The following is a 12,570-nucleotide window of genomic DNA, read 5'->3' as shown; positions in this document are numbered from 1 at the left end:
AACTTTCCGTGTTTCTTTTATTTACTAGTTTGGTTCTCAATATACTTACGAATAACGTCAGTACTTACTTGTCCTGTAGTAGCTACAAAATAACTAGGACTCCACAAAGTAGGTATTTAACTGCGGATATTCTTTCCTTAAAATATTTGATGCTCTACCCTTAACCCATTTGGCAATTTGAGAAGGGGATTCATGTGGCGGCGAGTTGATAAACATATGTACATGATCTGGCATCACTTCGAGGGCGATTAATCTCCAGCCCTTTACTAACTCAAAAATAATTTCCTGTAGCCGCATCGCAATTTGATCAACTAATACCGCTTTACGTCTTTTTGGGACAAATACAAAGTGATAATTTACTGATGACACAGATTTTCAGCCCTTCTGTATTCATAATCTGACGCTGACAATTTAGCCATTTTGTATTAGTTCTTTTGTTGATTTTTTATATTGAATAAACTATATTGATAAACAAGGAGGTAGTCAAGTGTACAAAACAATTCCCATAAAAGCAAAATTTACGGATGAAGAAAAAGCCTTCTGGGTAGATCAGTGTGAGCATTCAAATAGCCTGTATAACTCTGCAATTTATCTGGCACGCCAGAATCATTATGCAATGCTACTTGAAAGAAAGGCTTATACAACTTACTGGTGTGGAGATGAACTTAGAAGTGGTTGGAAAACTTACAAACTAGAAACTAATTATTATCAATTAGATAAACAGCTTAAAACTTGTATTCACTACTTTTCATTAGCCGCGCAAGCTGCACAACAAACATTAAAGCTAGTAGGAGAATCAATAACTAGTTACAACAAATTAGTAGATAAGTATTACTTAGGGGATGGCAGTAGACCATCAATTCCCAAGTATAGAAAGTCTGGTGGATTATTCGCACTCACATTTCCCAAACAAGGCTTGACTTACCGTGATGGTTATATTTATCCATCAATCAGTAAAGCAACCAAGCCTGAATTAATCAGATCAATTAAGCTTATTTTACCCGAATTTATTAGCTTTGATTGGATTAAAGAGGTAATTATTCGTCCTAGTCGTGGAGAGTTTTGGGTTGATTGGGTGATAGACGATGGTAAGCAGCCAATTATAAATGATAAGAGTCTTAACTACAATCATGCAATTAGCATTGATCACGGTGTAAAGTTTTGGTTATCAGCAGTTACTACCCTTGGTAAAAGCTTTATTGTTGAATCTCCACAGCTAAAAACTGCACTCCATAAATACCGAAATCAAGTACAGCAACACAAGAAAAACAAACCTGGTAGATACTGGGATGATTACCTTGATAGAATCACAGCAAAGCGCAATTTACAAGTCAGAGATGCAGTAAATAAAGCCGCTAGGTTTATCATCAATAAATGCTTAAAAGACGGTATCGGAAACTTAGTAATTGGTTGGAATCAGGGAAACAAAAACAACATTAATATTGGCAGAAACAATAATTATGAAGTTGTTTCAATGCCAACCAAAAGACTTATCGATAGGTTAAGACAATTGTGTGAAGAATATGGTGTTAGATTCCACGTAACCACTGAAGAGTATACTTCTAAAGCTTCTTTTATCGATAGTGATGAACTACATCAATACGGTGCAAAACCCACAGAATGGAAGCCATCAGGTAAAAGAATTAATAGAGATGTGTACTGCACAAAAGACGGTTTGTTAATTCATGCAGATTTAAATGCAGCATCTAACATTTTACGAAAGGTTGCCGATCGGATTTTTAGTAACTCCGGCATCGCAAAACTAGCTTTTGAAATAATTAAACGGGGTGCTTTGACACACCCCAAACGGTACGATATTTTTATTAATCTAAAAAGGTCTTATCGTAAGCAAATAACGTCACGCAGTGTGTCTTTAGACCACGGAGTGACAACTGCTTAGAATCCCAGTTTTTTCAAAGCTGGGAGATGTCAACGATGGTCACATAATTTTATATAAAGTAATTGATGAGGAAATCACAATTGTCCGTATTGTTAATGGAAAGCGAGATTTGAAGTCATTGTTTGCAGATTCTTAATTTAGTTGGATGTAAGTCTAACTAACTATCTTGTAATATTGATATCAAATCAGTAAACATAACGGTTAAAAATGGTATCTACTGAGTTAGTAGAACAGTTACGCAGACTCAATCGCGTAGATAAACTTGAGGTTATTCAACTTTTAGCTGCCGAGCTAGCAAACGAAGAAAATAATCTGATAAAACCCGGTGCATCATACGATATTTGGTCTCCCTATGATGCAGTAAATGCCGCCAATATCATGTTAGAGGCTTTAGATGCTCAAAATTCGCGATTATTCTCGATACACTCTTAACTCCTAACTACTTCGCCGCTTGTTCTGTCAATTTAGTAAGTACTTGATTAGAACGTTGTACGAAGGATTTCATTCCTTCTGCATCAAAGCCTTTTTGGGACATTAAGGCTAAGTCGTAAACGTGTTGACAAATTGAATTTACTAATTCGCCTGTGGGTGATTGTCCACCATCTTGAATAATACTACCTTGGCTAAGATTTGCCAGGTTTTGTATCAGTGGGTGAGCGGTATTAACTAATAATACGTGTTCTTCAGGAAATTCTACTGTTTGCTGCTGCATCATGGCGTTCATTTCTCGTAAACGACGTAGAATTTCTGGTAACAGTACCATTGCTGGTGGTGTTCCTTGGGGATTATCGGATTTTAAGGCTTCGGTACGGATGTTGAGTTTGGGTTTGTTGAGGGCTTTCTCGAAGATTTCTTTGATTGTTTCCCCTTTGGTTTTGTTGGTTGTGGGGTCTACTATTTCCTCGGATTTATCTTTGTCCAATAGGGTATTATCTAAATCGGAGTCTACCCGCGTAAATTTGACTTCGTTGTATTCCCGCTCTAGGAAGTTGATAAAGTGGGTGTCGATGAAGGAGTCTAAAAATAGAACTTCTAAGCCTTGACTTTTGTGTAATTCTACGTAAGCGGCTTGTGATGCTTCATCGGTACAGTAAAAAACGCGGTTTTCGTGGCTTTGTTTGTTGCGTTCTAAATACTCTTTGAGAGTTATGTAGGGCAATTTTTGAGCGGATGTGGAATCTTGTGCTTCACCTGTGGGGGTAACATCTTGCCAAACGTCACCTTCTTGGGATTGTACTTCAACTGCGGGGGTTGGCGCTGCTGTTTCCGATTCCGTATTTTCTCCGTTATGAGTAGTGCGGAAAACAACAATATCTTCAACTTGCTTTTTGAACTTTTCATCGTTCATCACCCCAAATTTAACGAAGGTTGCTAAATCCTTCCAAGCATAAATATATTGTTCGCGGTCGTCGCGGTACAGTTCTTTGAGCCGGTCGCCGACTTTCTTGGCAACGTAATCGCCGATTCTTTTCACAGTGCGATCGCCTTGCAATGCACTACGGGATACGTTAAGCGGAATGTCGGTACTATCGATTACACCCCGCATGGGCAATAAAAACTGAGGGATGATTTCTTCGCAGTTGTCGCTAACAAATACTTGATTGCAAAATAGTTTGATTTGTCCTTTGCTAACGTCAACATCTGGCTTGAGTTTGGGGAAATAAAGAATACCGTTAACAATGAAGGGATAATCGGTATTTAAATGCACCCACAACAGCGGTTCTTCCTCAAAAGGATACAGGTAGCGGTAAAACTCCATGTAATCTTCTTTGGTCAAATTACTGGCAGATTCACGCCACGGTGCTTTTTGTCGATTTAATACCTCACCATCAAGTTTGATGGGTACGGGCATAAAATCACAATAAGTCTTGACAAGATTCTTAATCCGTGCCGGTTCAACAAATTCTTCTTCCTCTTCCATGAGGTGAAGAATAATCGTAGTACCGCGAGTGGTGCGGGATGATTCTTCTAAAGTAAAATTTGGGGAACCATCACAACTCCAGTGAACTGCTTCTGCTCCATCCTTATAAGATAAAGTATCAATTTCCACATGATTAGCCACCATGAAGGAAGAGTAAAAACCCAGTCCAAAATGACCGATAATTGGTTGATCGGATGCTCCTTTGTACTTTTGAACAAATTCTTCAGCACTAGAGAAAGCAACCTGGTTGATATATTTCTTGATTTCTTCAGCCGTCATACCGATACCATTATCGGTAATAGAAAGAGTTTTCTTATCTTTATCTACAGCAATTTGAATTTCCGATTCACCAATTTCTGCGGAAAATTCTCCAGAGCGAGCCACCATTTGCAGCTTTTGGATAGCATCAACAGCATTTGATACCAGTTCCCGTAAAAAGATTTGATGGTCAGAATAAAGAGATTTCTTGATAATCGGGAAAATATTCTCAGTATGGATACTGATGGTACCTTGTTCTAACATAATTTTGTCGCAGCAAATACAAATATTTTAATCACTAATTGGGAAATAAACCCCAACACCCCACTTTAACGGAAAGCAAAGCGGGGTTATTATCATTCTGGATTTTAAATGCTTGAGTAGATAAACTGCACTTGATTTGCTGGATTGTTTGCCCTATAGAGATGATTCGGATTTCCCTACCATGTATGATCTAAATAATAACCCGATAATTATGTAGAGACGTTGCAGTGCAACGTCTACCCGTATATCGATTTCCAACGAGTTCCAACGATTTCCAACGAGTTCTAACGAGAATCTAATCAAACAGTCGAGGAAAGATAATTTTTAAAGCTGCGATCGTAATGATTCGTTTATTTTTCACCACAGCAGAATTATTTATGATCCAATTCCACCAAAAATATACAGCAGTAAGAGTTTGACGCTGTTGTGGTGGTGCTTCAACAGCCTTAAAAGTCAGATATTGATAAAGATGTGAAAGACTTTGTTTTTTCAAATGCTGTAATTTTTCGGCTTTGGGATAACTAAAAGCACGTTCAATGACTTTTAAAGATGCAGATTCTTGTCTTTTGAGATTAGTAGACATCGAATTATTTGATGTTCGATATAGAATTTGCGGTTTTTCTACACAAACAAAATCATAATTAACTGCAAGACGCAACCACATATCCTTATCTTCTGCTGCGGCAAGTGATTCATCAAACCCACCAACTTTTTCTAAAGCTTGTTGACGAATTAAAGGATTAGAACCATTTTCTAAAAAGTTGGTTACTAAAAGTTTACTAAAAGCATCACCATTAACTTTAATTCTTCTACCCGACTTAATAAATTTACTCGATTCATCAATATAATCAGTCCAACTATAAGCTACAGCAGCTTGCGGATTTGATTGTAAAGCTTGCCATTGTAATTCTAATTTATCCGCAGTCCATAAATCATCAGCATCGATAAAAGAAATATATTCCCCCTTAGCTTGAGAAATGCCACGATTACGACTCACTGATAAACCTCCATTTGGATAGGAAAATATTTTAATACGAGAATCCAAAATCTTTTCCACAATTTCTAAAGTTCTATCAGTCGAGCCATCATTAATAACAATTATTTCGATATTACTAAAAGTTTGATTTAATATTGATTTTATTGTTTCTTCAACAGTTTTTTCTCCGTTAAAAACGGGAACTATTACAGATATAGACATTTTGTTAAATTCCTTTAATTTATAATAAATAATTAAGATTGTTATATTCGCGTTATCAATATTTTCCGGCGGTTGAAACCGCGACAACACACCGCATTGTCCACCTATGCGCGAAGGCGCACGCTACGCTAACGTGGACTAATTTAGGTGGTATGTAGCTGCTTCCTTCCCGCTCTGTAGAGTACGGTTCATCTCTATAAAATCTCTTCCCTCTGTGTACTCTGCGCCTCTGCGGTTTTTTTTTCCGTAATCTTTTATCCCAAAAGAAGTAATATCAACTTATTTTTTCATACCCCAAAAAAGTGCTGGTATTTGACAAACGAGGCAGTTTCTTAAACAGCACATTTGCCCAATTAGAAGGTAAAATCATCATTACAATCAATTTAAAAATAGCTTTGAAAATTATCGGTTTAACTAAAAGACTTGTATCTGTTTTTATCGCAATTAATAAAAATCTCACTGCAACTTTACCTTGTTTTTTTTCTGGCGGTGCTGCAAGAACTTTATAACAAAGATATTTGTAAAGATTACCGATTGCTTTAGGTTTAAGATGTTGATATTGTTTCGCTTGTTCGCGAGAAAAAGCACGTTGAATAACTTCTAAATTTGATTTCTCCAATCCTAAAACATTGGATGACATAGAATCTTGTCGAATTCTATATAAAATTTGTGCTTTCGGTACACAAACAAAATCAGTTATTGCTGATAATTTTAACCACATATCTGTATCTTGAGCGTTGGTTAAAATTTCATCAAACCCATTAACTTTCATCAACACTTCCCTACGAATCATTACATTAGAACCGTTACCGATAAAGTCATCTAGTAAGAATTTTGCATAAACATCTCCAGTCCAATTAACATGAGATGTTTTACGCAGAAACTTGCCATCTTCATCTATACAATTTGTCCAACTATAAGCAACTCCAGCTTGAGAATTTGATTGCAAAGCTGTATATTGTGCTGCTAATTTATCAGTTGTCCATAAATCATCTGCATCTAAAAAAGTTATATAGTTACCTATAGTGTGATTTATGCCGCGATTGCGATTAACCGCGACATTGGCTTTGGGATAGGAAAATAGTTTGATTCTTTCGTCTTTGAATTGAGAAATAACTGAATGAGTTTTATCTATAGAATTGGCATTAATAATAATTAACTCAAAGTTAGTAAAAGTTTGATTTAAAACAGATTCAATAGTTTCTTGAATTGTTTTTTCTGCATTATATGCTGGTATAATTACAGATATAAGATTGGTTGACATATCAATTATCTGAATAAATAGATCGAACCTCACCCTGCCTCCGGCACCCCTCTCTTTATTAAGGAGAGGGGGAAGAGGTTCCGTTGATCGCAGAATTGGCACCGCGCAAATTCTTCTCCGGCACCCCTCTCTTTATTAAGGAGAGGGGATGGGGGTGAGGTTATTGATATGCTAAGCTCGCGTTTCTAAAAATAGCCTCAGTATATTTTCGTTAAATTAACGATTTGCATCCTCCACAGGTAAAAAGGACTAATTAAAGTTGCTAGCAACCGCTGCATTTCACAAGCAGCAACAGTATCTTTACTTAACACTTTTCTATAACGAATAAAATGTAATACCGTTTTCCGAAAATCATTGATTAAATAAATACAAAAAGCAAAAGGTCTTTGCCACCAGTCAAGCATTAACATTCTTAAATGAAAGCGTCCTAAACCAATAATTCTCATTAACCCAATCAGATATTTTTCTTCTAATCGCGATGATGGAATTATATGTTCAATTTCCATTTCGGGATTATACCAAATTTCCCATCCTGCTTTATAAATATATAATAATGCTTCGGCATCTTGTCCTGTTGGCATCCAACGTTTTTTGGTTCTACCTATTAATAATAATTTAGTAGGAACGTATTTTTGCCAAACATCTCGACGTACTACTAATCCCGCACCAGGGGGAAGTCCTTTTTTTCGAGGCTCGTACATCAAAGGTTCTGAACCTCTATCAACTAATGCTAAATAGAAAGTAATTGCTTTAAGTTCTTCCGGCGGATTTGTTTCAAAAATACCATGAATTCTACTGCTAAAAGCACCAGCTTTCGGATGCTCTTGAGCAAATTTATAAGCTGAACTTACCCAATTTGCAAAGGGTGGATTATCATCATCAATAAATCCCACTAATTCACCTTTCGCTTCATTTATAGCTCGCTGTCTGGCAAAAGATATACCTTGTTCTGCTTCAAAATAATATTTTAAAGGAATGTCTTGTAGCCAATTTTTTTGATATTCTTTAACAAGTTTTGCTGTGCCATCAGTACTATTATTATCAATAATAAGAATTTCCCAATTTATATGTTCTGTGTTTATTTGTTCTTTTAATTTATCTAATACTTTTGCTAAACGATTTTCTCCGTTGTAAGTAGGAATAGCAACGGTTAAATTAACGGTTATAGTCATTTGCAAAACTGGTTTTTTAAACTTGCTGAGGTTATTATTCCCAGTTCAAGATAAAAATTCACAGTTTTGATCAGATTGCCGAAACATTACTCTCTTCCTGGCTTTATGATTATTGAAAAAAAAAACCGCAGAGGCACAGCGTTCGCGCAGCGTGTCGCGACAGCGACACAAAGTGTGATCTTGGGGGAAACCCCCACGAACAACTTTTCAAGCTAGAGTACGCAGAGGAAAGAACTATACAAAGATTATAAGTTCTGGTTCCCAGGAACCGATACTGGGAACTAGGATTTCGAGACTCTGCCTCGGATTATCCTTCTGCTGACTCTACTAATTGTACGGTAGTTACAGGTGGGGATACTTTCACAATGGTTTTTTTCCTGAAGGTTAAGCCAGTTTTACCTTTGTCAATTATAATTGTATCGCCGGGAACGAAGGTGTTTTCTAAGATTTTGGTAGCAAGGGGGTTTTCGATTTCTCGCTGAATTGCTCTTTTAATGGGACGAGCGCCGTATACTGGGTCATAACCGATTTCTACTAATCGATCGCAAGCTGCGGGAGTAATTTCGACGGCAATTTTTTGCTCTGCTAGTAGCTTTTCGACTCGTTTTAATTGTATGCGAGCAATATCTCCCATTTGTTTTTTACCTAAAGCATGGAAAATAATTAAGTCGTCGATGCGGTTGACGAATTCGGGACGGAAGTGTTTTCGTAGGGCTTCCATGACTCGGTTCCGCATTTTTTCATATTGGGAATCATCACCGGATATATCTAAAATATGTTCGCTACCAATATTACTTGTCATCACAATGACGCTATTACGAAAGTCTACTAATCTTCCTTGGGAATCCGTAATTCTACCGTCATCTAAAACTTGTAGTAATATATTAAACACATCTGGATGAGCTTTTTCAACTTCGTCCAACAGTATCACCGAATAAGGACGACGACGCACTGCTTCGGAAAGTTGACCACCTTCTTCAAAACCAACATATCCGGGTGGCGCTCCTACTAAGCGGGATACAGAATGTTTTTCCATGTATTCCGACATATCCAAGCGCACCATAGCGTCTTCGGAATCAAACATGAATTTTGCTAAAGCCCGCGCTAATTCTGTCTTCCCGACCCCCGTAGGTCCCATGAATAAAAACGAACCGATGGGACGTTGGGGGTCTTTCATTCCCGCACGAGCGCGACGAATTGCCGCAGCGACGGCGACTACTGCTTCATCTTGTCCAATAACTCTTTGGTGGAGGTGTTGTTCTAACTGCAATAATTTTTGTCTTTCTGACTCTAAAAGGCTATTTACAGGAATTCCCGTCCATTTAGCCACAATTTCGGCGATGTCAGCTTCCGTAACCTGCTCTCTTAATAAACTTACGCCTTTACTTTGAATTTCTAAAAGTTGCGCTTCCTTAACTTCGCGATCGCGCTGCACTCCTTCCAATTTTCCATATTTTAATTGTGCTGCCGTGTTAAGGTCGTAAGCACGTTCGGCTTGTTCAATTTGGACTCTTAATTTTTCTTCTTCTTGTTTCAAAGCACTGATATCTTCTAATACCTGCTTTTCACCTTGCCATTGAGCGCTGAATTCTTCTTGCTTTTCGGTCAAAAGGTCAATTTCTTGCTCAATGCGTTGCAAACGTTCTTGAGTCTGAAATGTGGTTTTTTCCTCTCCTGCTAAGGACAACTTTTCCATTTCTAACTGCATTAAACGCCGCTCTATACTTTCCAATTCCGCAGGTTTGGAAGTAATTTCCATTTTCAACTGCGCTGCGGCTTCATCTACTAAATCAATGGCTTTATCTGGTAAAAAACGGTCGGCAATGTAACGCGCTGACAGTGTAGCGGCAGCGACTAAGGCAGAATCGGAAATTTTGACGTTGTGATGTACTTCATAACGTTCTTTAAGTCCCCGCAAAATCGAAATCGTATTTTCTACACTGGGTTGAGTAACCAGCACCTGTTGAAAACGCCGTTCTAAAGCCGGATCTTTTTCAATATACTTTCGGTATTCATCCAAAGTTGTGGCACCAATACAGCGCAATTCACCCCGCGCTAACATCGGTTTAAGTAAATTACCAGCATCCATCGAACCTTGCTGTCCTGAACCCGCACCAACCACGGTATGTAACTCATCAATAAATAAAACTATTTGACCACCAGATTCCGTAACTTCCCGGAGAACAGCTTTTAATCGATCTTCAAACTCACCCCGATACTTTGCTCCAGCAATCAAACTACCCATATCCAAACCGATGATTTGCCGATTTTTCAACGATTCGGGAACATCACCATTAATAATTCGCTGAGCCAACGCTTCGGCGATCGCCGTTTTTCCCACCCCAGGTTCACCGATTAAAACGGGATTATTTTTACTGCGACGAGACAACACCTGAATCACGCGGCGAATTTCTTCATCTCGTCCAATCACCGGGTCAAGTTTACCTGCTTTTGCTTGTTCAGTTAAATCTCTACCAAATTTTTCTAAAGCTTCATAACGAGATTCAGGATTTTGGTCAGTTACCTTCTGACTACCCCGTACATTTTTAATCGCAGCTTCTAAATCGGCAGTCGTAGCGTTTAAACTTCTAAATATTTTCTTGCCAATACGTTCCTCTTCAGCAAAAGCTAGCATTAGATGTTCGATACTAATGTAGGAATCATTCATCCTTTGCCTGGCATCTTCAGCACCATCAAGCATTCGGTCAAGACCTTTACCTAGGTATAGTTGGTCACTTCTACCCATTTTTGGTTGACGACGGGCAAAATCTTCCAACTGTTGTTGTAATCGCTCAACTTCCACCCCAGCACGACCGAGAAGCCGAGAAGCCAACCCATTATCTTGTTGAAAAAGAGCCAGCATTAAATGTTCTACATCTAACTGCTGTTGTTGGTAAGCACGGACAATATCCTGAGATTTCACAATTGCTTCCCAGGCTTTATCAGTAAATTTATCTGGATCTGTAGGTTGCATATTAATAATTTTAGATTTTAGACTGGGGAATTGTAAATTAAAAGTTTGTCTTAAATAAATATCCAAGCATTATTAAACACTATCCGCGTGTATCTACGGCTGCAATTTGACAGTTGACAGTGGACAGTTGACAGTTGACAGTTGACAGTTGTTATTTTCCACTAACCACCATCGACTAACCACCATCGATTCCTACTACTAATCTAAAATGAAAACACCGTCCTGAACGTAGTTTGCCAAATAGTACCTTGGTTGCTGTCGTTGTCGGGGTTAATTACCAAAGAAATAATCGGAGTAACGCTAATATTATCGCTGAGTTGTAGATTATAAAATGTTTCAAAATTAGTTTGAGTTGCATTTCCTAAACCATCACTAACAAACGGCTGACCGATTGCTACACCTGCAATGGTACCGGGAATCCCAATGTTACGCAAACCAACCCCAAGAGTCCAGCTAACAGGGTTTAAATCTAAATCTTGACCAGTTGCGGGATTAAATCCTTGATAATTCCCGATTCCCAAACGGCCAAAAATTCCTGTATTGCGATTAAGTGCGTATTCGGCGTTTAATCCGTAAGCGTTAATATCAGTATCATCAATTTCGGCGTTTGTATATTGCAGTTTTACAGTAAGTTTATTGCTCAAAATATATTCTAGCTCAGCACTGGCTTGGTGTGGGTCGCCGAAAAAACCGTCGTCATCAGAGCTTGAGTCTGCATCCCCAGCAATATAAAGCGAACGAAAAGTTAGTTGACTATTTTGAGGTTTCCAGACAACAGCAGCACCAGCACCACCATTCCTATCAATTCTATTTTGAACGATTAAAGGATTATTCAGGAAAATTCCCGAACTAAAATCAGCCGCTTCATTATTTGCATAGCGATTATTGTCGATAAAATCTCGCGGGGACATTTTCGTTCCCACCGTCACCGCTAAATCCGTGGAAGGACGTAAAGTATAGTATAAACGTCTGAGTTTGACATCATCTTCAACATCAGTAAAATCAAGCCCTCCAGCATTAGCAAAAGTACCATTACTTCCCAATAAATTCAAATCTTCCTTTTGAGCTAAACCAACAGCATCACCACCGTTATTCCCGGATTCCAACTGAGTAACCAGTAAATCTTTTTGACTAAAGCTAGTGGAAAAAGTTAATCGAGTCCGAGACACCGCACTAAAATTAGCATTTCTACCATCCGTCACAGCGACAATTTGCTGTCCTTGTAACTTAGTAGTAGTAGAAAATTGATTTGCTTGTAACTGCGAAGAACGAGACTCTATATCATCTAAGCGCGTTCGTAGATCCTGTAAAGCTTCACCAAATTCTTTTTGCAACCGTCGTAAAGTTATTCTATCTTGCTCAATATATTTACTAGTAATTGTTGTAGCAATAGTTTCTTCTACCTTATACAAAGTAGCAGCTAAACCAGCAGCGAATTCATCACGAGTTAAAGCGCGTTCACCTTTAAAAGTTCCATCAGGTAAACCAGTAATTACGCCATATCTTTCTATTAATGATTTTAAAGCTTGATAAGCCCAATCCGTCGGTTTGACATCTGATAGTTCGTCTACCGAAGTTTGCTGAGCTAGTAGAGATGGGGTGGGGGGATGGGGGGACAA

General features: G+C 38.2%; 8 protein-coding genes and 1 pseudogene. 2 read left to right on the top strand and 7 right to left on the bottom strand.

What is annotated here, in order from left to right; translation table 11 throughout:
* Positions 1 to 17: 17 nt before the first annotated feature.
* A pseudogene (gene tnpA / locus IQ247_RS16710) lies at positions 18 to 369 on the bottom strand (IS200/IS605 family transposase).
* Positions 370 to 487: 118 nt separating this feature from the next.
* On the opposite strand from tnpA, the gene IQ247_RS16705 reads away from it, so the two are divergent.
* Together IQ247_RS16705 and IQ247_RS16700 are read left to right on the top strand one after the other, a co-directional pair.
* The gene (locus tag IQ247_RS16705) at positions 488 to 1,900 is read left to right on the top strand and encodes an RNA-guided endonuclease InsQ/TnpB family protein (RefSeq protein ID WP_193921885.1); all 1,413 of its coding nucleotides are present in this window, start codon (positions 488 to 490) and stop codon (positions 1,898 to 1,900) included.
* Positions 1,901 to 2,107: 207 nt separating this feature from the next.
* A complete protein-coding gene (locus IQ247_RS16700; RefSeq protein ID WP_193921883.1) occupies positions 2,108 to 2,332 on the top strand; it encodes a hypothetical protein in 225 nt (74 codons plus the stop codon).
* 7 nt (positions 2,333 to 2,339) lie between these two features.
* Here IQ247_RS16700 and htpG read toward each other — a convergent pair whose 3' ends face one another.
* From htpG to IQ247_RS16670, 6 genes are all read right to left on the bottom strand, one after another.
* On the bottom strand, positions 2,340 to 4,343 hold the full coding sequence (htpG, locus tag IQ247_RS16695) for a molecular chaperone HtpG (protein ID WP_193921881.1): 2,004 nt from the start codon (positions 4,341 to 4,343) through the stop codon (positions 2,340 to 2,342).
* 295 nt (positions 4,344 to 4,638) lie between these two features.
* Complete coding sequence (locus IQ247_RS16690) at positions 4,639 to 5,541, bottom strand: glycosyltransferase (RefSeq protein WP_193921879.1); 903 nt, start codon at positions 5,539 to 5,541, stop codon at positions 4,639 to 4,641.
* Positions 5,542 to 5,815: 274 nt separating this feature from the next.
* Positions 5,816 to 6,805, bottom strand: a complete 990-nt coding sequence (locus IQ247_RS16685; protein WP_193921877.1) for a glycosyltransferase — start codon at positions 6,803 to 6,805, stop codon at positions 5,816 to 5,818.
* 197 nt (positions 6,806 to 7,002) lie between these two features.
* Positions 7,003 to 7,977: a hormogonium polysaccharide biosynthesis glycosyltransferase HpsE gene (gene hpsE, locus IQ247_RS16680; protein ID WP_228059804.1), complete on the bottom strand. Its 975-nt coding sequence runs from the start codon at positions 7,975 to 7,977 to the stop codon at positions 7,003 to 7,005.
* A gap of 307 nt (positions 7,978 to 8,284) precedes the next feature.
* Complete coding sequence (clpB, locus tag IQ247_RS16675; RefSeq protein ID WP_193921876.1) at positions 8,285 to 10,951, bottom strand: ATP-dependent chaperone ClpB; 2,667 nt, start codon at positions 10,949 to 10,951, stop codon at positions 8,285 to 8,287.
* 203 nt (positions 10,952 to 11,154) lie between these two features.
* Positions 11,155 to 12,570: iron uptake porin (locus tag IQ247_RS16670; protein WP_193921874.1), on the bottom strand; the 1,416-nt coding region annotated here is incomplete at its 5' end.

The organism is Plectonema cf. radiosum LEGE 06105 (genome assembly GCF_015207665.1).
GTDB classification, from domain to species: domain Bacteria; phylum Cyanobacteriota; class Cyanobacteriia; order Cyanobacteriales; family Nostocaceae; genus Rivularia; species Rivularia radiosa_A.
This window is presented reverse-complemented; position numbering and strand designations above follow the sequence as displayed.

Bases quoted from the DNA above. Each gene is read 5' to 3' on its own strand.
- IQ247_RS16685 (WP_193921877.1), bottom strand. From the start codon at position 6,805: ATGTCAACCAATCTTATATCTGTAATTATACCAGCATATAATGCAGAA.
- hpsE (WP_228059804.1), bottom strand. From the start codon at position 7,977: ATGACTATAACCGTTAATTTAACCGTTGCTATTCCTACTTACAACGGA.
- IQ247_RS16690 (WP_193921879.1), bottom strand. From the start codon at position 5,541: ATGTCTATATCTGTAATAGTTCCCGTTTTTAACGGAGAAAAAACTGTT.
- IQ247_RS16700 (WP_193921883.1), top strand. From the start codon at position 2,108: ATGGTATCTACTGAGTTAGTAGAACAGTTACGCAGACTCAATCGCGTA.
- clpB (WP_193921876.1), bottom strand. From the start codon at position 10,951: ATGCAACCTACAGATCCAGATAAATTTACTGATAAAGCCTGGGAAGCA.
- htpG (WP_193921881.1), bottom strand. From the start codon at position 4,343: ATGTTAGAACAAGGTACCATCAGTATCCATACTGAGAATATTTTCCCG.